Consider the following 24,876-nt stretch of genomic DNA (forward strand, 5'->3'; position numbering starts at 1 on the left):
CGCCAGATCACGGGCCAGCACGTCCAAGTACATCTCATTTAGGTCTTTCATTTTCTTCTCCTTGCGCCGAAGCGCATAACAAGTCAATGCAGCGGATTCGCTGCGCTCACCGCTGATTTCCAGCGTTGTGCGCCTTACAGCGCGCTGCCAGTTCTGCAAGCCACTTCGCCAGCTCGGGCGGGGTGTGCTCGCGCTCTGCCTTCGTTATGTGCGGACGGTAGTCGGTGCGCTTCCGGCTCTGCACTACATAGTCCGCCTCGCCCATCGTGTAGGGCATGTCCGGTATTTGGCCGGGTTCGCAGCCCACCACATAAAACCATGTGTCCTTCTCTGCCTTGTGGCCCCACCACTTCTGCGGCGCGGCCAGCGTCCAACCGCCAAAGGAATCCCGGCTGCCAGGTGCAGGCAGGCCCTGTGCGCTCCACAGCGTCGAGCCGGCCGGGTGTTCCAGCACGCCGCCAAACTCGCGCACCAGGGCCACAGCCAGGCGGGCAAGGTTGCGCTCGTCGGGCCTCGGGTTCGCAAAGGCCCGCAGCCGTCCCCATGCGCGGCAGGGCGGGTGCGCCACAACCGGGTGCGGCCCGTCGTAGGTTCTGGCGTCCCGCTCCATGTCGTACACGTCACAGTCCGGCAGCGCCTTGTAATGGCTGTCGGCGCGTGCAAAAAGCACAGCTACGGTCATCTCGTTTCTCCAACGTCGGCGCACAACCCGGCGGTCGTGCGGGACTGGCCGCCTGCGGCGTCCAGCCCCACACCTTTGTCGTTATGCGGCTCGCTTGTTCGGGTCGAGCCAGTAGGCTACCAGCAGCCAAAGTGCCACGTTCGCATCGCTCACCAGAAGCCAGTACCAATCCGGGTTTTTGGTCAGCGCAGCCATGATCGTTCCGGCCATGCAAAATGCAAAAGCCATCAGGTAATTCGGTGCTGCAAAAAACATCTTGGTTAACATTCGTTCCTCCATTTAGTCCGCCGCATAACACGGCGTGCAAGCGGGACCTGCTTTCAGCCGGCCCCTTCACTCAGCGTTATGCGTCAGTTGATGGGTTTCACTTCGTTCCACCCATCCTACGTTTGGCGTCGTAGTTCAGCGCCGCGACGATGCGCCTGAGTTGTTCCGGGGTGGCCCATTCATACCTGTCCACCGTGAACATCTTCCGGGCCATGCCATCGGCGTATTCGTCCGGCCTGTTGGCGGCGGCGAGCTGCGCGCGGACCTTCGCCACCAGCGCCTGCTTGTCCGCCGCTGGCGTGGGCCGGCCGGGCCGCTTGAAGGTGGCGCCGCAGCGTGCCAGGTGCTGGATGACCTTTTGCCGGCCATAGCCGTCCAGATCGGAGGATGACCGCACGCGGGCAATGACCCACAGCATGTCGCGGTAAGCGCTGTTCGGGTTCTTGTCCGCCGGGTCCATGCCGAGCTGCTTGGCGCCCATATGGATCTTCGCCAGCTCGGTGCGCCGGGCCTGCTGGGCGTCAGGCTTTGGCATCGTTCACCATCTCCACAAAGGCTTCCTGCTGGCTGCCCTTGGCCGCCACTTCGCGGTCGTGGGTTTCCCGGTCGATAACTTGGATGTGGTCGTTGTGCTTTTTCAAATGGCGGATGAAGGCGGCAGGCGTGCCCCAGGTGGTCATGTAGTAGCGCCTCTTGTCGTAATATCCATCGGCCCGACAGCGACGCTTGCCGATAGCCTTCTCCATTGCCTTCACAAATTTCGGCGGGTAGCGCGTCTTGTCGACGGGCCGATAAAACCGCACCGCCTGTTCTGGGTAGGTGCCGTCTTCCGCTGACAGGAACCACGCACCGGCCAGCACGCCGTCCACAAAGAGCCGAATACCCAGCCTGTTTATTGACGCGCGCACCAGGCTGGCGTAGACCACGAAGCCATCGCAGCGCAGATAGACGCCATCGAACAGGCGGGACAGCTGCTTCTCCACCTCCTGCCATTGCTCTTTCGTCGGGTGCTGTTTCATCGCGTCGTCTCCGTTCGTCCAGGCTGATAACCGTCAGGCCGCCCGCGCCAGCCTGGTGTGGCGTGCGGCCGGGGTGGGGTTGCGCTGCGGCTCCTGCGGATCGCTGGCCTTGGCCTGGTGGGCCACGGCCAGGGTGCGGATGGCGATCACGCCCATGATCTGGAACAGCACCAGGGCGATGGCCTGCATGGCGATCACCGCCTGCCGCTGCCAGCTCATGCGCACCGGCTCGGCGGCTGCGGCGATCACCGCCGTCAGCTCGCTGCGCGCGGTGTCAAGGCGGGCCTGGGTGGCGTCGATGCGCTGCGCCCAGCCGACGCGGGCCGCGGAGTTTTTGAGATAGGCATTAAGGGCCGTTTCAAGGCTGGTTATCTCGGCGGCCAAGGCGGCGCGGCGCTCGACGTTGGCAACGGCGCTGCGATCAGTGGCCTGCCATTCGGCGATGAGCGGCGCGCTGACCTGGTACAGCGGGCCGGCCAGCACCAACACGGTGGCAACAAGGGCCAGGGCGCGCTGGGCGGCGTGACGGCTGGACCAGAGCCACAGGGCGGCGCCTTCGAGCAGCAGGGACCAGGCCCAGCCGGTGGCCCGGTCGACGTGCTCCGACCAGAACAGGATGGCGTGGTACTGCATCAGGCCGATGGCGGCCACCAGCAGGATCAGGGCTGTGATGTTGCGTGTGTTCATGATGTACCCCCGTTGCGTTGGTTGTGCACGTCTGCCCGTGCTGCCTCACCACTTGGCAGGTGACGCACCCCGGCGATTACGCTTTGCGCTTTTTGGCGCGGGCGACACGCTGAGGGGCTGAACTCTTTACCGCCGCCTCGGCGGCCTTGCAGATCGCGGCGCTGAGCGGCCCGGTGGCGGACAAGCTGGAGCCAAGGTGGCGCTGCATGGCATCCTCCGGGCGCGGCGCGCTGTGGACGGCGACGGAGATGCCCAGCGGATTGATCCAGATGCTCACCCAGTTGCCGGCATCCACCTGCTCGGCGATGCGCTGCGCAGCCTCGGCATCGATCTCGTAGCGGTTCATGCGACGGCCTTGATGACGAAGTTGCGCCAGGCGTCGGGCTGGCCACGACGCTCGCGCTTGAGGCGCTCGGCGAGCTTTTTGACTGACTTGGTGACCGCGTCACGGTCACCCCGCGTGGCGCCGGCCATCACCTCATTGCCCGGCAGCATCACCCGGTAGGCGTACCGGGCACCTTCCAGCCGTGGCGCCCAAGGCGCGTCGGCGTAGGGAACGATCTCGATCTCTGCGGTGTTCATGCTGCCTTCTCCGCCACGTTCTCGGCCTCGGCCAGCAGAGCGTTGACCAGTTTGTCCACCTCGCCATCCACCGGCTTGATCACCACGGCCTCGCCGTCGTCGGTGATGGTGATGCCGAGCCGCTTGAGATCGCCGGCGCTGAGGTCGTACACGGATGGCTTATGTACGCTCTCGGTGATTCGGATCAGAAGTTCGACCTGGTCTTTCGGCAGCAGCTTGCGCATGCGGGCGATCACGGCCTCTTCGTCCTCGATCACCACCTTGCCCTTTTGCTTCATGTAACCGACACGGACGCCGGCGATAGTGATGGTCTTGGGTTTGGTGAACAGCTCCGGCGCTGCCTCGACGGCCGCATAGAGCTTGCTGTGGGCCTCGCTGGTCTTGCCAACCGCCTCGCGTATCAGCGGCAGGGCCGGGTGCTTGACGCGCTCCAGCTCCTCCTGGAGGCGGCTGACGACGCCGGAGAGATAGGCCCGCGCCTCGGCGTAGTCGCGGGTAAGTTGTTCTATTTCGGTCATGGTGGCCATGTCAGATTGCCTCTTCATTCAACGCGGCCTTGCCGGCATCGGTCAGAATCGCGCCGAAGTACGGCACCTGATCCGTTCCATCGCCGTGATAGGCCTGTGGGTCGCAGATATCAACCAAACCGGGGCGACGCTGATCGATGATCCGCAGCGTTCGAGCCAAGGCGTAGCTATACACATCAGCTCCATCCTCAACGGCGCGCAGCGCCGCCTTTTCGTCTTCAGTAAGCATCGCTGTATCCTCTTACGTCGGTAGTCTGAGCTGCCCGCGCAGATCGGGCAGGCTGGTGTTCTTCATGCGGCTGACCTGGGTGAGCGAGGTCATGGCGCGCTCGTACAAAAAGACGCAGGTGTCGTTCAGCTCGGCTTCGCTCTCGGCGATGAAGTAGCCATCGCGCGGGTGGGCGCAGACGTGGTGCCCAGCCATGCGCAGCTCTACCACCAGATCACGCAGCCGCCGTTCTGCCACCGGGCCGCTGGCCCGGCCGGTGATCTCCATCACCAGCACGTCGGCGCGGGCGCCGTTGCCCTGGCCGATGTGGCGCGATAACGCCTTGAGTACGTCGTCGGTGCTGAACATCACTTCACCTCCTTGGCTGTAAACGTCGGCCGGCGCCGGCCCTCAAACTCACACCATCCCACCTGCACCACCAGCCCAGCGTTGTGCATGAGCAGCATTTCCGTGCGCACCTTCTCTCGCCTTTGTCCGATGCGGTAGGCCACCTCTGGAGTGGTCAGCGGCGTCACGCTGCAACGCAGGCAGGCGAGGATGGCGTCACGCATCAGCGGCTCTCTACCCATTGCACCTGGGCGCCACGCACCCGCGCAGCCATCACCTGTTCGCGGCCGTCTGCCGTGCCACGGGTGACGGTGGCCACGCCACGCAGCGAGGCGCAGCGGCGGCAGGGGGTGATCCAGATGCGCGGGTTGCGCGCGGCGATCTCGACCTTCTCGACCGTGAATCCGTCTTCGGCCAGCTGCAGCGCGGCCTGGTAGGCGACGGTGAGTGTGTCCAGCACGTGGCGGTTGCCCTCGCCGAGGGTACCGGGGTGTTCGATTTGCGGACGGCTCATGGTTATCCCCTCTTGTTGGGGCAGCCGCTGCGGCATGCCCGGTAGAGTTTCACGCGCTGCGCGTTGGTGCTGCGGAACGGCTGGCGCTGGTAGTCGAGACAGACGTGGGCGGGCAGTTCACCGGCCACCGGGCAGATCACGGTGGCGTCGAGCAGCGCACCACGCACGGCCTGTTCAACGGCGGTCAAATCGCCCTTGTAGGTGTGTTTGAGCACGGTGTTGACGACGGCCGGCGAGTAGCCGATACGCTCGGCAGCGGCCTTCTGGCTGCTCGCGTCGCACTGCTCAGCGAGCACCAGCACCCAGTTGGGGATGTCGTCGCCCCAGGCGGCACGTGCGGCGTCGGCGTTGGTTTTCATGACGGCGCTCATGCCGCACCTGCCTTGCCGGTCCAGACGACCTTTCCAGTATTCGGATCGAACACCTGGGGGATCTGTTGGATCACCGGCGGACGCGGGCCGGTATTTTTCACCAGGCGCCAGGCGCCGCCGCGCTGGCGCTGGACGATGTAGCCGGCCTTGGCCAGGTACTTGAGGTACTCGCGGGCGGAACCGAGCTTGATGGCGCAGTCTTCGGTGGTGGCGTGGACGATGAGGTCTTGCGTGGCGAAGCTGCCGAGGATGCGCATGGTCCGCCACAGCTGTTCGCGGATGCAGCCCTGGCGCGATTCCTCGCCCTTGGCATTGATACGCGGGGCATCAACACCGATGTCGTTGATCAGGGCGTAGCGGGCCTTGGCGATGTGGCCGCCCTGGCGCTGGCTGGCGTTGACGCGCTCCACGTAGCCGCCCTTGGTCAGGGCGGCGACATAGCCGTGGATGGTCGCGTCGCAGACGCGGGTGCGGTCTTCCAGCTCGCTGATCCCGAACTCGCGCAGTTCGCGCATCACGGTCCACAGCGCCTGGCGCATGTCGTGCTGGCCGTTGACGCTGACCAGGTGGACGGGTTTGCCTCCGGTGCGTCCCATCGTCAGACCCTCCGCTTCTGCGCGTGGCCGGTGAAGAAGCCCCGGTTGCCCCAGGCGGCGCGGGTGACCTTGTCCAGGCCCTCGGTGACGGCCAGGTTGTTGAAACGGTCGAGGTTGACGACGATGCGGCGCAGCTCGTGCTTGGAGGCGAGCAGGACCTCCTGCATCAGTTCCTGCTCCACCTGCAGGGCGGGGTAGTACAGGGCGCGCATGTGCTCGGCGTCGTTGAGGTCGGCCGGCTCGGCGGCCACCCATTCCAGGAAGCGGTTGTGCAGGCGCTCCAGGTCGGGGTCGCGGGCGATGTTGGCCTCCAGCAGCTCTTCGCCGATGACCATGATCCCGGTGTGAGAACCTTCGTAGATGTCCTTGACGGTGTTCGGGTAGCCCTTCTTCACGACGTGGTCAAACTCGTCGATGATCAGCGGGCGGCCGGACAGGGCCAGCTGCTGGGAAATCTGATCGACCATGTCGTAGTTGCGGCGCTCGGGCTTGATGCCCATCTCGGACAGGACGGCCTTGAGGAAGGCACCTTCCGGCCAGTTGCTTTTGACCTCGACGTAGTAGGCCTGGTAGCGGTTGGCGACGTAGGCGGCGGCGGTGGATTTGCCGAAGCCTGACGGGCCGTAGAAGCCGATCAGGCCAGGCAGGTGATCACGGCGCTCCATGACACGGCGCATGGCCTGCATGCAGTGGTGCACGTTCTGGAGCGGTGCTACGGTGTTGACGGTCGGTGGTTGGGTCATTATTCTTCCCTCTGTTGTTTACACACTTCTTAAGCCCGCTTCGGCGGGTTTTTTATTGGGCCTCCCGCCACTCGGGCGGGTGACCAAAATCGCTGTAAAAATCCTTCATGGCGCGGTATTCGGATGACTGCTGATAGCCCTCCAGCCAGCGCCGCTCGTTTTCCGTCAGCAGCGTCCCGCGCTCGATGCGCTGTTCCAGGCCGAAGGCGCGGCCGTAGCGCTGCTGCGGTGTTTCGCGCAGCGGCACCACCGGCGCGGCAGCCATGTCGCGCGCCAGTTCGGCGCGGTCGGTTTCGCTGATCGGGGCGGCGCGTTCCGGGGCGCGGCCGTGGCGTGCGGCGGCGGCGAGACCGGCCTGTTCCAGGGCGGGCGTGGTGTGGTTTTCGGTCGGGCGCGGCAGGCTGGTGACGTTGGCGGACTGTTCGATGCGGTGGCGCAGGATGGCACCGGGCACGTCGGCCGTGAGCGCCTTCTTGAAGCGGCGCATCTCCTCGGCCTGCTCGGCGATGAAGCGCTTCTGTTCCTTCTTGGCGACGGTGGCCCACTCGGCGCGGTCGATGCCGGTCAGTTCCGGGGCCTCGGCCCAGCAGATGAAGGTGCCATCGACGTAAACCGCGACACGACCCAGGTCTTGTTCGTCCAGGCGCAGGTGAGCCTTCTGGCCGACGTAGCGGCCCAGGTCCGGGTGGATGTAGTGGCGGTTGTTGTAGCGGATGCCCTTCTTTTCGATGTCGCGCGCGCCGGCGATCTCCAGCAGCAGCATGTCGAGGGCGCGTTCGTCGCCGACGGTGTAGACCCTGCCGGTCCACTCGTTGGCCATCTGCCAGGGCGTCTTGCCGTTGAGGCCGCCGTGTTCGTCGTGGGCGTAGACGTGATCGGCCCACTGGTCCAGCTTCTCCTGCAGCTCGGCGCTGGATAGCTGTACCTCGACCACCTCGCCGGGGGTCATGATGCGGTCGGCAAAGCTCTTGCGGGCCTCGATCACCTTGCGCTCGGCGACGTTGTGGCCGATGAATCCGGGCAGCAGGTCGAGGATGCCGTGGCTCATGGTGCGCATGGCGCGCTCGATGGTGCCCTTCTCCTCGGACGCGAAGGGCATGCAGACCGGATGCTCGATTTCCAGGTCGTTCAACACCCCGTCAAACAGCTCGGAAACGTAGTCCTTGCCGTTGTCTGTCAGCACGGCCTCGGGCTTGCCCCAGGCCAGCAGCGCCCGCCGGAACACCTGGCAGACGGCGGTGGCCTTGGAAGTCTTCGAGACGTAGAACTTGAGGCGGCGGGAATAGCGGTCGATGACGCCCAGGACACTGTGGCGGCCGTCGGTCAGCATCCAGTCACCCGGCGTGGAGTCCATTTCCCACACCTGGTTCAGGCGGGTGATGCCGTCGAAGTGGCTGCCGTGGGCCACCATGTAGACGTTTTTCCAGCGGTCGGGATGGGTCAGGTAGGTCCAGAGCTGGGCGTTTTCCTCGCGGAACACCTTGATGTAGCGCTCCAAGCCGCGCTCGCTGACGATGTCGAGATCAGGGTGGGCCGCTTCCAGGAAGGCCTTGAGCTTTTTGCCGGTGATGTTGGGATGCTTGACCATGCAGCCGAGCACGACCTTGCGCAGCTCGGGGTGGGTGTCGACCTTGCTCTTTCCCTTGTGCTGGCCGTAGTTGTCGACCAGGGCCATGATGCCGCGCAGGCGGTAGTCGTCGTCCCAGCGCTGCAGCGAGGCCTCGGAAAGGTTGCGCAGGCCGCGATAGCGCGGCATGTGATCCATCACGCTTGCGGGGATGGCAAAGCTGCCCTGGTTGAACGCCTCGACGAAGGCCAGACGCGCCCGCTCGCGTGCGCCGCCGTGGCTGCGCAGGTACAGCCAGAACGCCTCCACCACCCACTTCCGCGCCCGTGCCCGCGCCTTGCTGGCGCTTTCCGGCAGGGCGGCAAAGGTTTTGAGCCCCTCTTCCTTGAGGCGCAGCCGCGCTTCGCGCTCGGCCTCTTCCTGGCCAACCGCCGCATCGATGATGGACTGTCGCAAGTCATCTGACGCCGCGACCGTGGCCACGGTCTGCGCGGCAAAGTGCTGCCGGGTTTGCTGGGGGAGGCTGCTGATGTGGTATTCCCAACCCTTGCCGACCGGGCGCTTACGACGCTGCAGCTTCCCTGCATCACCCCACAGATTTACCACGCGGGCGTGGGTCGGCATGCCAGGTAGCCCAGCCAGTTCGGCGGCGCTGTACCACTCCTTGGTCATGATCTGGCCTCCGTGCGCAGTGCTTCCTTGATGACAGGACGGAGAAAGCTGGCCAGCCAGCGCACCAGCGGTGACGCCGGCCCGGCAGGAATGCGAATCACAACCACCCCGCGCAGATGCGCCTGGGTCTCGAAGGGGAGGCTGCTGATGTGGTATTCGTTGCCGCCGCCGCGTCCTGTACGCGGGCGGACGCGCCAATTTCCACGCTTCGCGGCGATATTCACTCCCTGAACTGTGCCCTGCATGCCGGGCAGCCCGGCCAGTTCGGCGGCGCTATACCATTCCTTGGTCATTCCATCTCTCCCATGACCTGCTTGAGCTGCTTGATCTTCTTGGCAGCCTCATCCCGCAGGCGCTCAAGCTTGCCCAGTTCGGCGTTCAGCGCCTCGCGCCCGATGAGCAGCCGACCGCCGCGCACGCCGGTCAGCCAGTTGGTCAGCAGGTGGCTATGGGCGGACTCTTCCAAGGCGGGGACTAGCCAGAACGGCAGGTTGAAGGTGTCGCGCGCCTCGCTTGAGTAGGCGTCGAGCATGTACTTGGTCACATCCGTACCGGTCAGCCGACTCATGCGGCCAGCCAATTCGTAGCGGTCGCCGTCGGCGTCCTTAAGCATCTGGCTGACCAGCCCGGACACCTGCGCCCGGTAATCCAGTCCGGCAGGTATCGGTGCCGCAGCCTGCGGCACCTCAAAGAGGTCCAGGGTCGCTGTGTCACGGGGGCGCCGGGTCATGCCGCCTTCTCCTGTCCATCATTTATGCGGCAATTGACATTGCGGCATCGCGTTTTTGCTGTATCTTTGGCGATAGACTTTTTCCGGTTTCCAGTAGGCCGCCCCATGCGGATCAGGCGCTCGCCGTTCGGTGCGTAGCGGTCTGGAAACAACTCATGCACCGGCACGCCTACAGCCTCCGCCAGAAGCCGCTCCATGCGCGGGTAGGGCCTTGCCAGGGCCGCCTGGGGAGATGAGCGAACCAGGCCAAGATCGCGCCCAAGGGAGGCGAGCGAGCGCCCCTGTAGACCGAGTTGATAAATGACCCATGCGCGCCTCTTGGCGGGGTCTTTGAAGAGCTTCTTCGTGGCGGCATCTATCTTCGTCATGGCGATAGATACTAGCCGCAGTTATTCGGGTTCGTCAAGCATGTATTCGTGATCCGATTCCTGCGTCACGAATATATGCAGATAAAAAACGGTAACTATCTGATATGGCAAGAAAAAAGAGGGAATCAGATCAGCGCGTGGAGAATCGGATCGGCGATCCGATTCCAGCCCCAGGAATCGGATCGCGCATAACTGCCGCAGCCAATCTGTTTACATCACGCATTGATGCGGCATCTTACTGCGGCATATCTTCTGACACCCTGCGGCGGTGGGAGAGGGACGAAACTGTGCCGTCTTTCGATGGGCTTGCGCGCCTTGCCCACGGGGCGAACGTATCTCTTGACTGGCTCGCCACAGGGAAAGGCCCTATGCGTGGTGGCTCAACCACACGTGAAGATGACGGAGATGACTGGGGCGATGGTTCGATCAGCGAGGAACTGACCCGATATGAGGGTGAGCTTGAAAGACTGGACAGGGTTCCTGTCACATCGAAAGATATTCAGGAAAACCAGTCGCTTGCTGACATGCGGAAACAGCTGCAGAGGATTGTTGGCGATCCGTACGTATTCACCAACCTCAGAAATCGCGCCAATCTCATCCTGCGCCTTGCCTTTGTAGACCAAGAGGCTGAGAAGCGCCACGAAGAGCAGCTGCATGAGGCGTTCGGCAAGGTTAAGGATGCTGCCAAGGTAGTCACTGATGCTGCTGACATCCTCGGCTGGCGCCCACCCAGCAGCTTCAGGGAGGCCCTAAAGTCCGCTATCATCGACCACCAGCTTTCGCCGGAAGCGGTATTGCGGCTCATGATGGCTGTCCGCGAGGACTGCGCACCCAGGCCAGATGGCGACAAATCTCCCTACGCTTGGTGAGGCCCTGCGGACTGGCGCTGTCTCCGCCTCAACTTAACTGTCGCTCACGCGTAACCGGCCATTTATGTACTGTCGGCTCACCGTGCATTCAATTCTAATTGAATCGCCGTTAACTCGTTGATTGACGCGACCTTCCCACGATAGCCCGCCCATTCCCATTTAATCCCGGATACCTCAACATAACTGACGGGTCACAGAATGCGCGCCATCCATGGCGCGCCCCCTGCGGGCAATTCCGCCCCGGGCTGCGTTGCTCGGCGAGACAAAGGGGTTTGAAAATCAAAGGCAGGCTCGCCTGCGGTATCGCGCTGGACAGTGTGCGCTGCACGCACACGATTTTGGGTTTTGATTTTGACTTTTGGGGTTCCCCCCGTCTGCCGCGCCGAGCATCGCAGCCCGAATCGGGAGAAGCCCGCAGGGGAGCCGCCAGGGAAGGCGGCTCCTCGCCTTCGTGTCAGGAAGACGCGTAGGCGAGCGCCGATTCGGGCGAGAAGCGCAGGGGACCCGCAGGGCGCGGGAGTCGGGCGGCCTTTCTTTTCGTTAGTTTTCTTTGGCCGAACAAAGAAAAGTAACACGTCGTACGGGGGCGGAACCCCGACTCAAATAATCCGCGCGCAGCGCACAAACCGTTGTGCTGTAACAGCATGATCGAGGCCACGACATGATCCGCCCCGCCACCCCCGAAGACATCGACGCCCTGGTGGCCATCGAAAACCTTTGCTTCGAAACCGACCGCCTGTCGCGGCGCAGCTTCCGCCACATGATCACCAAGGCCCATGCCGCCCTGCTGCTCGACGAAGAGGTGGGTGCGGTGCGCGGTTATGTGCTGCTGCTGTTCAACGCCGGCACCTCGCTGGCGCGCATGTATTCCATCGCCGTACACCCGGAGTTCCGCAGCCGCGGCATCGGCCGCCAGTTGATGATCGCCGCGGAGCAGGCAGCGCTGGCGCAGGATTGTGTCACGCTGCGGCTGGAGGTGCGCATGGATAATGCCTCGTCCATTGCCCTGTACGAATCCATGGGCTATCGCCGCTTCGGTTTTTACGACGACTACTATGAAGATCACATGGACGCGCTGCGCTACGAAAAGCGCCTGGTGCCGTCGCTGCGGCCGGACATGGCGCGGGTGCCCTATTACGAGCAGACTCTGGAGTTTACCTGCGGGCCGGCGGCCCTGATGATGGCCATGGGGGCGCTGGACCCGACCATCGAGCTGAACCGTCGCCTGGAGCTGCGCCTGTGGCGCGAGTCCACCACGGTATTCATGACCTCCGGCCACGGCGGCTGCGGCCCGTTCGGCCTGGCCCTGGCGGCCCACCACCGCGGCTTCGAGGTGGAGGCCTATGTCAATGACGAGGGTGCCCTGTTCGTCGACTCGGTGCGGGCGGAGGAAAAAAAGGAGGTCATTCGTCTGGTGCAGGATGACTTTACCGAGGAGATGGCGCAGGTCGGTGTGCCGCTGCACTACCGTCGTATCTCGGTCAGCGAGATGAAACAGGAATTCGCGCACGGTGCCATCCCGCTGGTGCTGATAAGCTCCTACCGCATCTACCAGGAGAAATTTCCGCACTGGGTGGTGGTGACCGGCTTCGATGACCATTTTATCTATGTGCATGACTCCTTCGTCGATCACGAGAAGGGCAAGACCGTCACCGATTGCGTGAATATGCCCATCCCGCACAAGGATTTCGAGCGCATGGCGCGTTACGGCAAGTCCGGCCAGCGTGCCGTGTTGATTATCCGCAAACCCAAGACAGCCGCGCGCAAACGGACGGCGCGCAAGAGGTCCGCAGCAGCATGACTACACAGATCATCGTGGTGGAGGACACCGCGGACTGGAAATTCGACGGTCTGGACTATCCGGTGGTCAACGTCGATGACTACTTCACCGGCAAGGAATACTTCAATCTCAAGCATGTACAGGTGATCAACCTGTGCCGCAGCTACAAGTATCTCAGTGTGGCCTATTACTGCTCGCTATTGGCCGAGGCGCGCAACCACAAGGTGATACCGTCGGTGAAGAGCATGCTGGATCTGTCCAGCAAGGCCATGTACAGCCTCAATGCCGTCAACCTGGACGAGGAAGTGGCAAAGAGCTTCCGCAAGTACCGCAAGGACAGTCCCGAGCGCGTGTTCGAGATGGATGTGTTCTTCGGCAAGTGCCTGTTCGAGCCCATGGCCGACCTGGCGCGGCAGATCTTCGAGACCTTTCCCTGCCCGCTGTTACGCGTCGGTTTCCGCCGTTCCGAGAGCGTCTGGCACATCGAGTCCATCAAGCCGCTGTCACTGCACAAGCTGGACAGCGAGAACCGCGCCTTTTTCTCCGAGCACCTGCATGGCTATCTGAAGAAGCGCTGGCGCTCGCCCAAGTCGCGCAGCCAGGCGCGTTACGACATGGCGATTCTGTACAACGACGACGACCCCTTGCCGCCGTCCAATCGCAAGGCGCTGCAGCGCTTCATCAAGGCCGGACAGAAGCTGGATGTCGATATCGAGATCATCGATCGCAAGGACTATTCGCGTCTGGCCGAGTACGACGCGCTGTTCATCCGCGAGACCACCAACATCAACCACTACACCTACCGTTTCGCCAAGAAGGCGGAGAGCGAGGGACTGGTGGTGATGGACGACCCGCAGTCGATCCTGCGCTGCACCAACAAGGTCTATCTGGCCGAGCTGCTGCGCGCCAACAAGGTGCCGACGCCGCGCACGGTGATCGCCGGGCGTGGCGACCTCAAGGCGGCGGAGGAGGCCATAGGTTACCCGATGGTGCTCAAGGTACCGGACGGCTCCTTCTCCCGCGGCGTGGTCAAGGCGGAGACGCCGGAGCAGATGCGGCAGGAGGCAGAGTTGTTGTTCAAGAGTTCGGAGCTGATCCTGGCGCAGGAGTATCTCTACACCGAATTCGACTGGCGCATCGGCATCCTCAACCGCAAGGCGATCTTCGCCTGCAAGTACTTCATGTCGAAGAAGCACTGGCAGATCGTGCACCACGAGTCCGACGGCACCTTCGAGGAGGGCGGCTGGAAGACCCTGGCCGTCGAGCAGGCGCCGGCCGAGGTGGTGGCCATTGCCCTCAAGGCGGCCAACCTCATCGGCGATGGCCTCTACGGCGTGGACCTCAAGCAGACCGAACGCGGCATCCATGTCATCGAGGTGAACGATAACCCCAATATCGATGCGGGTGTCGAGGACCAGGTGCTGAAGGAGGACCTGTACCGTCAGATCCTGGCGGAGTTCGTGCGCCGCCTGGAGTTGCAGCACCTGCGCCAGCGCTGAGGCCGAAAGTTTTGCCCGCCGTGATCCCCGAATGCCGGGGCCATCGTATAATGGCCGCCATTGACCCCGCCTTTGTTTCCGGAGAGACCGATGCCCGCTTACCGTTCCTGGACCACCACCCGCGGCCGCAACATGGCCGGCGCCCGCTCCCTGTGGCGCGCCACCGGCATGAAGGACGATGATTTCAACAAGCCGATCATCGCCATCGCCAACTCCTTCACCCAGTTCGTGCCGGGTCATGTGCACCTCAAGGACATGGGCCAGCTGGTGGCGCGCGAGATCGAGGCGGCGGGCGGTGTGGCCAAGGAATTCAATACCATCGCCATCGACGACGGCATCGCCATGGGCCATGGCGGCATGCTCTATTCGTTGCCCAGCCGCGAAATCATCGCCGACAGCGTCGAGTACATGGTGAATGCCCATTGCGCCGACGCGCTGGTGTGCATCAGTAATTGCGACAAGATCACCCCGGGCATGCTCAATGCCGCCCTGCGCCTGAACATCCCCGTCATCTTCGTCTCCGGCGGGCCGATGGAGGCGGGCAAGGCGGTGGTGCACGAAAAGACCCTGGCGCTGGACCTGGTCGATGCCATGATCATGGCCGCCGACTCCAAGGAGAGCGATGCCGACGTGGCGACGGTGGAGCGCAGCGCCTGCCCCACCTGCGGCTCCTGCTCCGGTATGTTCACCGCCAATTCCATGAACTGCCTCACCGAGGCGCTGGGCCTGTCGCTGCCCGGCAACGGCTCGCTGGTGGCGACCCATGCCGATCGCGAGCGTCTGTTCAAGGAGGCCGGCCGCATGATCGTGGCTCTGGCCAAGCGCTGGTACGAGCAGGATGACGCTGCGGTGCTGCCGCGTTCCATCGCCAGCTTCGAGGCCTTCGAGAACGCCATGTGCCTGGACATCGCCATGGGCGGCTCCACCAACACCATCCTGCATCTGCTCGCCGCGGCGGAAGAGGCTGGTGTCAAGTTCACCATGGCCGACATCGATCGCCTGTCGCGCAAGGTGCCGCACCTGTGCAAGGTGGCGCCCTCGATCCAGACCTACCACATGGAAGACGTGCACCGTGCCGGCGGCGTCATTGGCATCCTCGGCGAACTGGACCGTGCCGGTCTGCTGCACAACCAGTGCAAGACGGTGCATGCCGCCACCATGGCCGAGGCCATCGCGCTGTGGGATGTGCGTCTGACCACGGATCAGAAGCGCAAGGATTTCTTTCGTGCTGCCCCCGGCGGCGTGCCCACCACCGTCGCCTTCAGCCAGAGCAAGCGCTATGAAAGCCTGGACGTGGATCGCGAAAAGGGCTGCATCCGCGACGCCGCCCATGCCTACAGCCAGGACGGCGGCCTCGCCGTGCTCTACGGCAATATTGCGTTGGATGGCTGCGTGGTGAAGACCGCCGGCGTCGATGCCTCGATCCTCAAGTTCTCCGGGCCGGCGCGCATCTTCGAAAGCCAGGACAGTGCGGTGGAGGCGATCCTGGCCGATCGCATCAAGGCCGGCGATGTGGTGATCATCCGCTACGAAGGGCCGCGCGGCGGCCCCGGCATGCAGGAGATGCTGTATCCCACCAGCTATCTGAAATCCAAGGGGCTGGGCAAGGCCTGTGCCCTGATCACCGACGGCCGCTTCTCCGGCGGCACCTCCGGCCTGTCCATCGGCCACGTCTCGCCCGAGGCGGCGGAAGGCGGCGCCATCGGCCTCATCGTGGAAGGCGACACCATTGAGATCGACATCCCCAACCGCTCCATCCGCGTCGCCCTCAGCGACGACGAACTGGCCCAGCGCCGCGCGGCGATGGAGGCCAAGGGCAAGGCGGCGTGGAAGCCCGCCAACCGCGAGCGCCCTGTCTCTGCCGCCCTCAAGGCCTATGCCGCGATGACCACCTCCGCCGCGCGCGGTGCGGTGCGCGACGTATCGCAGCTGGATAAGTAAGGCGTCGTGCAGGCCGGACCGGCCCGGCCTGCACGGTCTGTGTCCTTTGCCCTTGGATGTGATGCGATGATCGTACTGAGCAAGTCTTTGGCGGCCTGGACTTCGCCGGCCTTCACCTCGGTATTGAAGGCGGAGATCGAGTCGCTGGACGGTAACAGCCTGCCCCTGCAACAGGGACTGGCGCGTACCAGCTATGCCATCCCCGAGGGCTTTAGCGCCATCATCCTCAACACCACCGAGCTGCCCGACGCGATTCGGGTCAAGGTGGGCCTGTCTTACCGCGGCATCATTCCCGGCTGCAGCTGTGCCGATGACCCGACCCCCGTCGATGAAGTGCCGGAGTATTGCGTGGTGCAGATGGAGATCGACAAGAAGACCGCCGTGACGACGGTGGTATTGCTAGCGGATTAGGCCGCCGCTTCCCAGCCGCTCCGCCAACACCCGCTCCACCGTATCGACGATGGCCTGGGTCTGCGGGTCGATCTCGATGTTGATGCGAGCGCCGGACCGACGTGTGGAGATGTTGGTGCGGGCCAGGGTCTCCGGGATCAGATTGACGCAGAATTCATCGCCGCGCACCTCGCCGATGGTGAGGCTGATGCCGTCGATGCCGATGTAGCCCTTGGTGAAGATATATTTGCGCAGAGCCTCCGGCACGCGGAACCACACCTGACGGTTGTTCTCGCTCTCCAGCACCTGGGTGACCTCCGCCGTGCCCATGATGTGGCCGGACATGGCGTGGCCGCCAATGTCGTCGCCGAAGCGGGCAGCGCGCTCCACGTTGACCCGGTCGCCCACCTGTAACATTCCCAGATTGGTGAGACGCAGGGTTTCGCCCATCAGATCGAAGGAAACCAGTTCGCCGTCGATGGCGGTGACGGTGAGGCAGCAGCCGTTGTGGGCCACCGAGGCACCCGTCTGCAGGCCGGGCAGCAACGCCGCCGGCAGGCGCACGGTATGGGTGCGGAAGTCCTGCTTTTCGACGATGGCGACGATTTCGGCGGTGCCTTGGATGATGCCGGTGAACATGGGATGCTCCGGGTCGATGCGATGCAAGTGGATGATACCACTGTCGTTACCGGCCCATGGATGGGCACGGGCAGTGGAACCCTTTATGATGCTGTCACGCGGGTGTCACATTTCCCGGCTTTAATGTTACCGGTGATTCATCATCAGGTTGCAGAAATATGACAGCCAATTCCATTCTGATTGTCGAAGACGAACCGGCCATCCGCGAGATGGTGGTGATGGCCCTGGAGCGTGCTGGCTACGACATGGCCCAGGCGGCCAGCGCCGAAGAGGCGGAGCGCGTACTCGCCAATGGCCTGCCGTCCCTGATCCTGCTCGACTGGATGTTGCCCGGCATGAGTGGCATCGAACTGGCGCGGCGCCTGCGCCGCGACGAGTATACCCGCGACGTGCCCATCATCATGCTCACCGCCCGCAGCGAAGAGGATGATCGCATCCGCGGCCTGGAAGTGGGCGCCGATGACTATATCGCCAAGCCGTTTTCCACCCGCGAGTTGCAGGCCCGCATCAAGGCGGTGCTGCGCCGCAGCCAGCCCCACGACGATGAGGGGGTGCTGGCGGTGGAGAATCTTAAGGTGGACACCTCCAGCCATCGTGTCAGCGCCGGTGAGCAGGCGGTGGAGATGGGGCCGACCGAATTCCGCCTGCTGCACTTCTTCATGTCGCACCCGGAGCGCGTGTACAGCCGCTCACAGTTGCTGGATATGGTGTGGGGGCGCGGCGCCTACGTGGAGGAGCGTACGGTCGACGTGCACATCCGCCGCCTGCGCAAGGCCTTGGAACCCAGCGGTCACGACAACCTGATCCAGACGGTGCGCGGCGCCGGTTACCGGTTTTCTCAGCAGGTATAATCGGAGGCGTCAGGTCCGCAAATGAACGCGAATGGACGCAGATTTGGCGGCATTTACTGTCGTCAATATGTCAAGAAAGCCGTAGGCAAGGCAGAGATAGCTACCGGCATCCTGCGTATTCATGCGCCCGTGATATATCGGCCATCCATGGACATAAGCTGGAGAGCATGCACCGATTGCGGTGGCTGCATGGGCTTCTTGCCCGGCGTGTTTGGCGTGTCGGCGAGATTGAATTGATGTGCTCAGATTCAATTCTTGATTTGCGTCCATTCGCGTTCCTTTGCGGACTGACCGAGTATTTTCGATAAATGCCCACCAACCCCTGGACTCCCGAGCTGTGGCGCCTGTTGTGGTCGTTCCTGGCGGCAACGCTGCTGGGCGCCGTGCTGGGCAAGTTCTGGCTCGGCTGGGGCCTGGGGTTGGCCGCCTATCTTGGTTTTCACATCTGGCAGTTGCGCCGCCTGGTGAACTGGCTGCGCAGCGGCAAGACGCGCAACATTCCCGAGGCGGGCGGCATCTGGGGCGAGGTGTTTCACTATATCTATGTGCGTCAGCGCAAGCATCAGCAACGCAAGCGGCAACTGGAGGAAATCCTCGAACGGTTCAATGAGGCGACCTCCGCCCTGCCCGACGCCACGGTGGTCATCGGGCGCAAGGACGAGATCCTCTGGTTCAACGAAGCGGCCGCCGGCCTGCTCGGGCTGCACTCATCGCAGGACAAGGGCCAGCCCATCGACAATCTGCTGCGTCACCCCGACTTCATCACCTACCTGAATCAGAACGGGCGCAGCGGCGAACCGCTGCGCATCCCGTCGCCGGTGGATGATGCCATGACACTCAGCATTCACCTGATCAATTACGGCCGCGACCAGCGCCTGCTGGTGGCACGCGACATCAGCCAGCAGCAGCGCCTGGAACAGATGCGGCGCGATTTCGTCGCCAATGTGTCCCATGAGCTGCGTACGCCGCTCACCGTGATCAGTGGTTTTCTGGAAACCCTGATGGACAGTGGTGATGAGTGCGCTGCGCGCTGGCAGCGTTCCCTTGACCTCATGCACCAGCAGGCTGCGCGCATGCAGCATTTGGTGGCCGACCTGCTGATGCTGTCGCGGCTGGAAACGGATCGTTCCAGTCCCCCGCGTGAGGTGGTGGAGGTGCCGGCCTTGCTGGCGGCGATCCGTGAGGATGCGCAACTGCTTTCCGGCGACAAGGGACAGCACATTACGCTGGAGGCAGAGGCGGATCTGCGCCTGTTCGGTGCCGAGCGCGAGCTGTACAGCGCCTTCTCCAACATCATCGGCAATGCGGTGCGCTATACGCCCGCCGGTGGCGAGATTGCCATCCGCTGGTGGAGCGATACCGGCGGTGCCCATTTCTCCGTCACTGATACCGGCATCGGTATTCCCCCTGAGCACATCCCGCGCCTCACCGAACGTTTCTATCGCGTCGACACCGGGCGTTCGCGCGAGGTGGGCGGCACCGGCCTGGGACTGGCCATCGTCAAGCACGTACTGACCCGCCACAGCGCCCGTCTGCGCATCGACAGCAAGCCCGGCAAGGGCAGTACCTTCACCATCGACTTCCCCCTGGAACGAATCGCCGGGAGCGATTCGTCGCTTTAGCCCCGGAGGGGCGAGTCCCAGGGATGGGACGAGCAACAATCGCCGGGAGCGATTCGTCGCTTTAGCCCCGGAGGGGCGAGTCCCAGGGATGGGACGAGCAACAATCGCCGGGAGCGATTCGTCGCTTTAGCCCCGGAGGGGCGAGTCCCAGGGATGGGACGAGCAACAATCGCCGGGAGCGATTCGTCGCTTTCCTGGCGTCCTCCTGGTTGAGAGCCTGCTCCATTTCCTCTGCGTGCATGCAAAAAAAGCGACGCCGGGAGGCGTCGCAATATTGCGGCAGTTGCCAAAAAAAGCGGCCGTTTCAGGCGAGACGGCCGCCGGGGGGAAGAGGGGGAGCCAGCCAGGCGGGGATGGGCAGGGTGCGGGCGTAGCGCGGCGCGGACTCGGCGCCTTCGCCGTCGACAAGGCGGCGCAGCACTTCGCGTGTGGCGCGGGCGTAGTCGGTAAAGGAGAGCACGGCGGTGCCGCGCGAGGACGCACTGACGCGGGCGCGCATACGGTGGGTGACGAATTCGTCCTGCTGGCGGTGGCTGAAGGACAGTTCCACCTCCGCCTGTTCGTCCAGGGTTATCATGCCGGTGTCCACGGTCATGCCGTCATAGCGCAACTGGCGCGCCGTGGCCCGTACCAGCCCCAGAGGGGCATAGGCCAGCATCACGTGGAACGGCAGGCCACCGTCGAGATTATCCTTGTGCATAATCACCCTCCCGCTATGGTCTATCCTTGGTCGCCCGTCGGGTCCGTCACAGGCTTGGGACGTGTAACGATAGCGGGTTATGGATGGCACGCCAGGGGGGTAAAACCCCTGAGAACGTGGATTACCGCAGCGTGACAGTAGGGCGTATCTTCGGCGCAACAGGTATCGCGGGCTAAAAACTGGTTCGCGGCGAAAGCTTAGGATATGAAGTTAAAGCGGCTTATCGTGCTCGTAGCGGGCCAACCACAAGTATTTGCTTAAGTAATTTAGTTACAGGATAAGAAAATAAAATGAAAAACCGTATCGCTCCGGGTGGGTTCCGCCTCTGGCTGGCCCTGTTCCTGTGCTGGCCGCTGCTGGCCGGCGCCGGACAGGCGCCCTGGTGGGAGGACGGCCCGGACGGTAGCGTGACCGTTGATTTGTACTTTTTCTGGTCGCAGACCTGCCCCCACTGCCTGGAGGCGCGCCCCGACGTGGCGGCCATGGCGGCGGAATTGCCTTGGTTGCGGGTACATGACCTGGAGGTCAGCCGCCACCCGGACAATGCGGCCCGTTACCGCGCCATGGCCGCCGGCTTGGGGCAAGAGGCCCAGTCGGTGCCGGGCTTTCTGTTTTGCGGCAGCATGGTGGTGGGCTATGACGATACCCACGGCATCGGCCGCTTTCTGCGCCAGGAGCTGCGGCGCTGTCATGAGAGTCTGACCGCCGGTGCGGGACTACCGACGCCGGCGGCACCGGGGACCGCCGAACTGCTGGCCCAGGCGGGACTGTCCGGTCTGGGCGGCGATGCCGGTTCCCTGCCTTTGGTGACTCTGGTGATCGCCGGGCTGGATGCGTTCAATCCCTGCGCCTTCTTTGTATTGTTGTTCCTGCTCAGCCTGCTGGTGCATGCCGGCGGACGCCGGCGCATGCTGCTGGTGGGCGGCGTATTCGTCGCCATCTCCGGTTTGGTGTATTTCGCCCTGATGGCCGCCTGGCTCAATGTGTTCCTGGTGGTGGGGCAGTTGTGGGTGGTGACGCTGCTGGCCGGTCTGCTGGCCGTGGGCATGGCCCTCATCAACATCAAGGACTACCTGCGCCCGGGGCGGGGGCCCAGCCTGTCGATACCGGAGGCCGCCAAGCCCGGCATCTATCAGCGGGTGCGCGGCCTGCTGCGTGCCGACAACACCCCGGCGCTGTTGCTGGGCACGGTGATCCTGGCGTTGGCTGTGAATAGCTATGAACTCCTCTGCACCGCCGGCTTCCCCATGCTCTACACCCGCCTGCTCACCCTGCACCAGTTGCCCACCACCACCTATTACCTCTATTTGGTCCTCTACAACATCATCTATGTGATCCCGCTGCTGGTCATCGTCGGCCTGTTCACCTGGAGCTTGGGTTCACGCAAGCTGCAGCCGCAGGAAGGCGCCCTGCTCAAGCTGTTGTCGGGCACCATGATGCTGGGTCTCGGCGTGGTGCTGTTGCTGGCCCCGGACAAGCTGGCCGACCTGCGCGTGGCGGCGGGGCTGCTGGGGTTGGCGCTGGGGGTGACGCTGCTGGCGTGGCTGGCGCAGCGCTTTCGTCGCTCGGGCTGACAATCTCGCGTAACGGTCGTCAAAAGCCGAAATAGCGGTTGTTCTTGCGCAGGCGGTTGAGAAAGACGGTGAATTCCACGCCGAGACGCTGCTGCAGTTCGGCCGCCTGTTTATCGAGGCGGCGCAGCTCGCGGCGCGGCTTGCCTTGCTGGGTCACAAGGGCGATGACATTGGCCTTGCCGTCCACCGGCAGGCGTAACAGGCGGCCGTCGAAGGCGTCATTGAGATCGCTGATCACGTCGTCCAGCTTGATACTGTCGGCCGACCACAGGTTGGCGGCCAGTACACCGTCGGCGGCGAGGCGGGTGCGGCAGGCCTCGAAAAAGGACAGGCCGCAGGTGCCCTGGGCGATGCCGTCGGCGGTGAAGGTATCGAGCAGGAGCAGGTCATAGCCGCTGAGGTCGGTATCGGCCTGACGGATGAAGTCGGCGGCATCGGCGAAATGCAGGGACAGCCGCGGGTCATCCGGCAGGTGGAAATAGGCCCGCGCCAACTGGTAGACACCTTCGCGGTATTCCACCGCGTCGATACGGCAGGCGGGAAAGTGGTGCAGCAGAAATTTGGCCAGCGAGCCGCCGCCGAGACCGAGCAGCAGGATGCGGCGCGGCGCGGCGTCGAACAGCAACGCGCTCAGCATGGCGCGGGTGTAGGACAGCGCCAGACGCAGCGGATCGTCCAGATCCATGGTGCTCTGCTTGGGTTCCGAACCGAAGTGCAGCGAGCGCTGATAACCGTTATCCACCACCTCGAGTGGACCCAGCGCATCCCGACTTTGATGTATGACGATGCCGCCGTATTTGTGCATGGTGGTATTCTACTCCGCGGCCGGTCGTAGTGAGCCGGCAGCCATCGCCCTTCAGGAACAGCATGTCGAATTGTTGCGCCCAGCTTCCCGAAACGTCCATGCCCTCCGGCAAGCGGCCCTGCCCGCTCTGCGGCGGGGAAGGGGTGGGCGTGACGCGGCAAACCCTGCTGCACCACCTTGCCCAACCCTGGCAATGGCAGGGAACGAGCCAGCAGTATTATTTCTGTGACACCCCCGGCTGTGAGGTCGTCTATTTTTCCGACGATGGCGCCACCATCCGCACGCAGGAACTGCGGACGGTGGTGGGCGTCAAGGAAACCATCCCCGATGCCCTGTTGTGTTACTGCTTCGGCGTCAGCCGGGCGGATGCCGCCGCCGACCCCGCGGCGCGGGAGTTCATCGTGCAGCAAACCCGGGCCGGGCTGTGCGCCTGCACCACGCGCAATCCCTCCGGCCGTTGTTGCCTGAAGGACATTCCGGCCCCGGCAAGCCAAGCCCATGACTGAGTTTCCCGCCATTGATTGGTCCGGTGCGGCACCGGAGACCAGCGTGCGCATCAGCGCGCGTGCCCGCCATGTGCGGCTGCGCGTGCTGCCGCCGGGGAAGGTGGAACTGGTGCTGCCCAAGCGTCACGACAGTCAGATGTTGCCGGACTTTGTGCGGCAGCACCGGCAGTGGCTCATCGACACGGTGGAGCGGGTGCGCCTCGAACATGGCCGGCAGCAGGCGTTGCGGGTGGCGCCGGCCGAGTTGCATCTGCCGGCGCTGGACGAGCGCTGGCAACTGGAATACCGCAACGGCGGGCGCAACATGTGGTGGGAGCGGGCCGGCCGCGGCCTGCTGGTGCAGCACAAGAACGATGAATGGGATCGGGTATTGCAGCGCTGGTTGGCCGAGCGTGCGCGCCAGACGCTGGGGCCGGCGCTGCTGGCCCTGGCGCAGGAGCTGGGATTTACCTGCCACGGCTACGCCATCCGTGGCCAGAAGACGCGCTGGGGCAGTTGTTCGTCCAAGAAGGTGATCAATCTCAACTGGCGCCTGCTGTTCCTGCCGCCGGAGCAGGTGCGCTATCTGATGGTGCACGAGTTGTGTCACACCGTGCACCTCAATCACTCCGCCCGTTTCTGGGCCCTGGTGGAGAAGAAACAACCGGACTACAAGGTGCTGGATGCGGCGATGCGCAAGGCCAGCCAACTGGTGCCAGCGTGGGCGGTGTGACACATGGTGCAAACGGTTGTTTCGATGTTTCTGAGCTTTGAGCGCCTACTCCTCAATCGGCAGCATCACCCGCAAGTCCTGTTCCAGCGTATCCAATAGTTGATCCACCCGGCAGAACGCACGTAGCTCGATCAGGTCGGTGATGCGTACCTCGTCACCGCGCACGTCCACGCCATGGCGGCGCAGTTCGGCGATGGCGCGGGAGAAGCTCTCCGGTGTCATGCCGAGGCGCGAGGCGAGCAGTTTCTTGTCATAGGGCAGGCGCGCGGCCTGGCCGCTGCCGTCGCTTTCCACCAGGTGCAGCAGATAGAGGGCGAGGCGCTGGGAGGCGGTGCGCAGGCGCAGGTCCTTGATCTCGCGCACCAGGTGGCGGTACTGCTGGGCCATGGAGCCGAGCAGGGCAACGGCGAGTTCGGGGTCGGCCTTGAGTTCAGTCAGCAACAGGCGTTGCGGGATGAGCAAGACGTGGGCCGGCTCCACGGCACGCGCCGACATCAGGTACGGTTGTGCAGTGAGGGCGGCGGCCAGGATGAAGGTCTCATAGGGGCGCAGTAGTTCCACCACCGCTTCGCGGCCATCAGGTGTTCCGGCGCTGAGCTGTATGCTGCCCTGGGCCAGTACGTGCAGGTATTCCGGTTGGTCACCGGCGTGAAACAACACAGCGTCGCGTTCATAGCGCCGGATAGTGGAGGCGGCCGCCAGGGTGTGCAGCGCCGCCGCGGAAACCGGTGTAAACAATGGCGCGCGCGTGAGCAGGGCCAGGGCGTCCTGGGTAAACGGCAAATTGTCGGTCATGAGGATGTCCCCCCGAATGCGTGCCGGCCACGGCGCAGACGCTTGTACTGGCGCACCATGATGATGGCCTTGTGTACCGTGGGGGCATCGAAGCAGTGTACATCAAGCACCACCGTCAGTTGGCGTCCCTGCGTACCTTCTGCGCCGATGTCGATGTAATTGTACGTCGCGCCGTGGTGCCGGCGGGTGATGAAGTGGGCGTCCCACAGTACCTCCTGTCCCTCGAACGGCCCGCGAAAGCGCAGACGCAATTCCGGCCCGCCCAGTGGGGTGAGGGGCTGGTAGTCGGGGGTGGGGTTCATGGCAGGGAAG

34 protein-coding genes are annotated in these 24,876 nt (G+C 63.8%); 10 read left to right on the plus strand and 24 right to left on the minus strand.

All coding sequences use genetic code 11. The annotated features are described in order from the left end of the window. Window positions 1-106: 106 nt before the first annotated feature. From ACMV8A_RS11510 to ACMV8A_RS11600, 19 genes are all read right to left on the minus strand, one after another. Window positions 107-682 (minus strand): hypothetical protein, encoded by a 576-nt coding sequence (locus tag ACMV8A_RS11510; RefSeq protein ID WP_495325942.1) that lies wholly within the window; start codon window positions 680-682, stop codon window positions 107-109. Window positions 683-763: 81 nt separating this feature from the next. Continuing rightward, entirely contained in the window at window positions 764-949 is a 186-nt protein-coding gene (locus tag ACMV8A_RS11515) for a hypothetical protein (protein ID WP_495325943.1), read from the minus strand. Window positions 950-1,046: 97 nt separating this feature from the next. After that, on the minus strand, window positions 1,047-1,484 hold the full coding sequence (locus ACMV8A_RS11520; RefSeq protein ID WP_495325944.1) for a gp16 family protein: 438 nt from the start codon (window positions 1,482-1,484) through the stop codon (window positions 1,047-1,049). Further along, a complete protein-coding gene (locus ACMV8A_RS11525; protein ID WP_495325945.1) occupies window positions 1,471-1,968 on the minus strand; it encodes a hypothetical protein in 498 nt (165 codons plus the stop codon). Before ACMV8A_RS11525 ends, ACMV8A_RS11520 begins: the two co-directional genes overlap by 14 nt. A gap of 33 nt (window positions 1,969-2,001) precedes the next feature. Beyond that, a complete protein-coding gene (locus tag ACMV8A_RS11530) occupies window positions 2,002-2,655 on the minus strand; it encodes a hypothetical protein (protein WP_495325946.1) in 654 nt (217 codons plus the stop codon). Window positions 2,656-2,731: 76 nt separating this feature from the next. Next, on the minus strand, window positions 2,732-3,001 hold the full coding sequence (locus ACMV8A_RS11535; protein WP_495325947.1) for a hypothetical protein: 270 nt from the start codon (window positions 2,999-3,001) through the stop codon (window positions 2,732-2,734). After that, window positions 2,998-3,237 (minus strand): hypothetical protein, encoded by a 240-nt coding sequence (locus ACMV8A_RS11540; RefSeq protein ID WP_495325948.1) that lies wholly within the window; start codon window positions 3,235-3,237, stop codon window positions 2,998-3,000. Before ACMV8A_RS11540 ends, ACMV8A_RS11535 begins: the two co-directional genes overlap by 4 nt. Further along, complete coding sequence (locus ACMV8A_RS11545; RefSeq protein ID WP_495325949.1) at window positions 3,234-3,764, minus strand: host-nuclease inhibitor Gam family protein; 531 nt, start codon at window positions 3,762-3,764, stop codon at window positions 3,234-3,236. Before ACMV8A_RS11545 ends, ACMV8A_RS11540 begins: the two co-directional genes overlap by 4 nt. 1 nt (window position 3,765) lies before the next feature. Beyond that, window positions 3,766-3,993: a hypothetical protein gene (locus ACMV8A_RS11550; RefSeq protein ID WP_495325950.1), complete on the minus strand. Its 228-nt coding sequence runs from the start codon at window positions 3,991-3,993 to the stop codon at window positions 3,766-3,768. A gap of 12 nt (window positions 3,994-4,005) precedes the next feature. After that, window positions 4,006-4,341, minus strand: a complete 336-nt coding sequence (locus ACMV8A_RS11555) for a hypothetical protein (RefSeq protein ID WP_495325951.1) — start codon at window positions 4,339-4,341, stop codon at window positions 4,006-4,008. After that, on the minus strand, window positions 4,341-4,544 hold the full coding sequence (locus ACMV8A_RS11560; protein WP_495325952.1) for a hypothetical protein: 204 nt from the start codon (window positions 4,542-4,544) through the stop codon (window positions 4,341-4,343). The genes ACMV8A_RS11555 and ACMV8A_RS11560 overlap by 1 nt, the downstream gene beginning before the upstream one ends. Next, window positions 4,544-4,834 (minus strand): Kil protein family, encoded by a 291-nt coding sequence (locus ACMV8A_RS11565; protein WP_495325953.1) that lies wholly within the window; start codon window positions 4,832-4,834, stop codon window positions 4,544-4,546. The genes ACMV8A_RS11560 and ACMV8A_RS11565 overlap by 1 nt, the downstream gene beginning before the upstream one ends. Before the next feature lie 2 nt (window positions 4,835-4,836). After that, the gene (locus tag ACMV8A_RS11570) at window positions 4,837-5,193 is read right to left on the minus strand and encodes a transcriptional regulator (protein WP_495325954.1); all 357 of its coding nucleotides are present in this window, start codon (window positions 5,191-5,193) and stop codon (window positions 4,837-4,839) included. A gap of 8 nt (window positions 5,194-5,201) precedes the next feature. After that, complete coding sequence (locus tag ACMV8A_RS11575; RefSeq protein WP_495325955.1) at window positions 5,202-5,801, minus strand: hypothetical protein; 600 nt, start codon at window positions 5,799-5,801, stop codon at window positions 5,202-5,204. Between the two features lie 2 nt (window positions 5,802-5,803). Beyond that, a complete protein-coding gene (locus ACMV8A_RS11580) occupies window positions 5,804-6,544 on the minus strand; it encodes an AAA family ATPase (RefSeq protein ID WP_495325956.1) in 741 nt (246 codons plus the stop codon). Between the two features lie 52 nt (window positions 6,545-6,596). Beyond that, a complete protein-coding gene (locus ACMV8A_RS11585; RefSeq protein WP_495325957.1) occupies window positions 6,597-8,783 on the minus strand; it encodes a Mu transposase C-terminal domain-containing protein in 2,187 nt (728 codons plus the stop codon). Further along, a complete protein-coding gene (locus ACMV8A_RS11590; RefSeq protein WP_495325958.1) occupies window positions 8,780-9,076 on the minus strand; it encodes a DNA-binding protein in 297 nt (98 codons plus the stop codon). Before ACMV8A_RS11590 ends, ACMV8A_RS11585 begins: the two co-directional genes overlap by 4 nt. Continuing rightward, window positions 9,073-9,513: a hypothetical protein gene (locus ACMV8A_RS11595; RefSeq protein ID WP_495325959.1), complete on the minus strand. Its 441-nt coding sequence runs from the start codon at window positions 9,511-9,513 to the stop codon at window positions 9,073-9,075. The genes ACMV8A_RS11590 and ACMV8A_RS11595 overlap by 4 nt, the downstream gene beginning before the upstream one ends. Further along, entirely contained in the window at window positions 9,510-9,881 is a 372-nt protein-coding gene (locus ACMV8A_RS11600) for a helix-turn-helix domain-containing protein (protein ID WP_495325960.1), read from the minus strand. The genes ACMV8A_RS11595 and ACMV8A_RS11600 overlap by 4 nt, the downstream gene beginning before the upstream one ends. 104 nt (window positions 9,882-9,985) lie before the next feature. On the opposite strand from ACMV8A_RS11600, the gene ACMV8A_RS11605 reads away from it, so the two are divergent. The 5 genes from ACMV8A_RS11605 to ACMV8A_RS11625 all read left to right on the plus strand — a co-directional run bounded on the left by ACMV8A_RS11605 (window position 9,986) and on the right by ACMV8A_RS11625 (window position 16,381). Next, complete coding sequence (locus ACMV8A_RS11605) at window positions 9,986-10,750, plus strand: helix-turn-helix domain-containing protein (protein WP_495325961.1); 765 nt, start codon at window positions 9,986-9,988, stop codon at window positions 10,748-10,750. A 661-nt stretch (window positions 10,751-11,411) separates the two neighbouring features. Next, a complete protein-coding gene (locus tag ACMV8A_RS11610; protein ID WP_495325962.1) occupies window positions 11,412-12,551 on the plus strand; it encodes a peptidase C39 family protein in 1,140 nt (379 codons plus the stop codon). After that, a complete protein-coding gene (locus tag ACMV8A_RS11615; RefSeq protein ID WP_495325963.1) occupies window positions 12,548-14,029 on the plus strand; it encodes a RimK family ATP-grasp domain-containing protein in 1,482 nt (493 codons plus the stop codon). Before ACMV8A_RS11610 ends, ACMV8A_RS11615 begins: the two co-directional genes overlap by 4 nt. Window positions 14,030-14,119: 90 nt before the next feature. After that, window positions 14,120-15,970, plus strand: a complete 1,851-nt coding sequence (gene ilvD / locus ACMV8A_RS11620; RefSeq protein WP_495325964.1) for a dihydroxy-acid dehydratase — start codon at window positions 14,120-14,122, stop codon at window positions 15,968-15,970. A gap of 66 nt (window positions 15,971-16,036) precedes the next feature. Continuing rightward, on the plus strand, window positions 16,037-16,381 hold the full coding sequence (locus ACMV8A_RS11625) for a hypothetical protein (RefSeq protein ID WP_495325965.1): 345 nt from the start codon (window positions 16,037-16,039) through the stop codon (window positions 16,379-16,381). Here the strand turns inward: ACMV8A_RS11625 and ACMV8A_RS11630 are convergent. Then, window positions 16,370-16,999, minus strand: a complete 630-nt coding sequence (locus ACMV8A_RS11630; RefSeq protein ID WP_495326015.1) for a riboflavin synthase subunit alpha — start codon at window positions 16,997-16,999, stop codon at window positions 16,370-16,372. The genes ACMV8A_RS11625 and ACMV8A_RS11630 overlap by 12 nt on opposite strands. 158 nt (window positions 17,000-17,157) lie before the next feature. Here ACMV8A_RS11630 and phoB point away from each other — a divergent pair, with 158 nt between their 5' ends. After that, window positions 17,158-17,850, plus strand: coding sequence for a phosphate regulon transcriptional regulator PhoB (gene phoB, locus ACMV8A_RS11635; RefSeq protein WP_495325966.1), 693 nt, complete (start codon window positions 17,158-17,160; stop codon window positions 17,848-17,850). A 308-nt stretch (window positions 17,851-18,158) separates the two neighbouring features. Then, complete coding sequence (phoR, locus tag ACMV8A_RS11640; RefSeq protein WP_495325968.1) at window positions 18,159-19,472, plus strand: phosphate regulon sensor histidine kinase PhoR; 1,314 nt, start codon at window positions 18,159-18,161, stop codon at window positions 19,470-19,472. 304 nt (window positions 19,473-19,776) lie between these two features. Here phoR and ACMV8A_RS11645 read toward each other — a convergent pair whose 3' ends face one another. Beyond that, window positions 19,777-20,172 carry a hypothetical protein gene (locus ACMV8A_RS11645; protein ID WP_495325969.1) on the minus strand — a complete coding sequence of 132 codons (396 nt, stop codon included), beginning with the start codon at window positions 20,170-20,172 and terminating at the stop codon, window positions 19,777-19,779. Between the two features lie 290 nt (window positions 20,173-20,462). On the opposite strand from ACMV8A_RS11645, the gene ACMV8A_RS11650 reads away from it, so the two are divergent. After that, window positions 20,463-21,746: a thioredoxin family protein gene (locus tag ACMV8A_RS11650; protein WP_495325971.1), complete on the plus strand. Its 1,284-nt coding sequence runs from the start codon at window positions 20,463-20,465 to the stop codon at window positions 21,744-21,746. A 19-nt stretch (window positions 21,747-21,765) separates the two neighbouring features. Here ACMV8A_RS11650 and ACMV8A_RS11655 read toward each other — a convergent pair whose 3' ends face one another. Next, window positions 21,766-22,551 (minus strand): spermine/spermidine synthase domain-containing protein, encoded by a 786-nt coding sequence (locus ACMV8A_RS11655; RefSeq protein ID WP_495325972.1) that lies wholly within the window; start codon window positions 22,549-22,551, stop codon window positions 21,766-21,768. A gap of 62 nt (window positions 22,552-22,613) precedes the next feature. Between ACMV8A_RS11655 and ACMV8A_RS11660 the strand changes: the two genes are divergently transcribed. Together ACMV8A_RS11660 and ACMV8A_RS11665 are read left to right on the plus strand one after the other, a co-directional pair. Further along, window positions 22,614-23,057 (plus strand): putative iron-sulfur cluster-binding metallochaperone, encoded by a 444-nt coding sequence (locus ACMV8A_RS11660; RefSeq protein WP_495325973.1) that lies wholly within the window; start codon window positions 22,614-22,616, stop codon window positions 23,055-23,057. Continuing rightward, window positions 23,050-23,769 carry a M48 family metallopeptidase gene (locus ACMV8A_RS11665; RefSeq protein WP_495325974.1) on the plus strand — a complete coding sequence of 240 codons (720 nt, stop codon included), beginning with the start codon at window positions 23,050-23,052 and terminating at the stop codon, window positions 23,767-23,769. The genes ACMV8A_RS11660 and ACMV8A_RS11665 overlap by 8 nt, the downstream gene beginning before the upstream one ends. Before the next feature lie 45 nt (window positions 23,770-23,814). Here ACMV8A_RS11665 and ACMV8A_RS11670 read toward each other — a convergent pair whose 3' ends face one another. Further along, window positions 23,815-24,564, minus strand: coding sequence for a cyclic nucleotide-binding domain-containing protein (locus ACMV8A_RS11670; RefSeq protein WP_495325975.1), 750 nt, complete (start codon window positions 24,562-24,564; stop codon window positions 23,815-23,817). Next, window positions 24,561-24,866 (minus strand): hypothetical protein, encoded by a 306-nt coding sequence (locus ACMV8A_RS11675; protein WP_495325976.1) that lies wholly within the window; start codon window positions 24,864-24,866, stop codon window positions 24,561-24,563. Before ACMV8A_RS11675 ends, ACMV8A_RS11670 begins: the two co-directional genes overlap by 4 nt. Window positions 24,867-24,876: the final 10 nt, after the last annotated feature.

The organism is Sulfurivermis sp. (assembly GCF_059410345.1).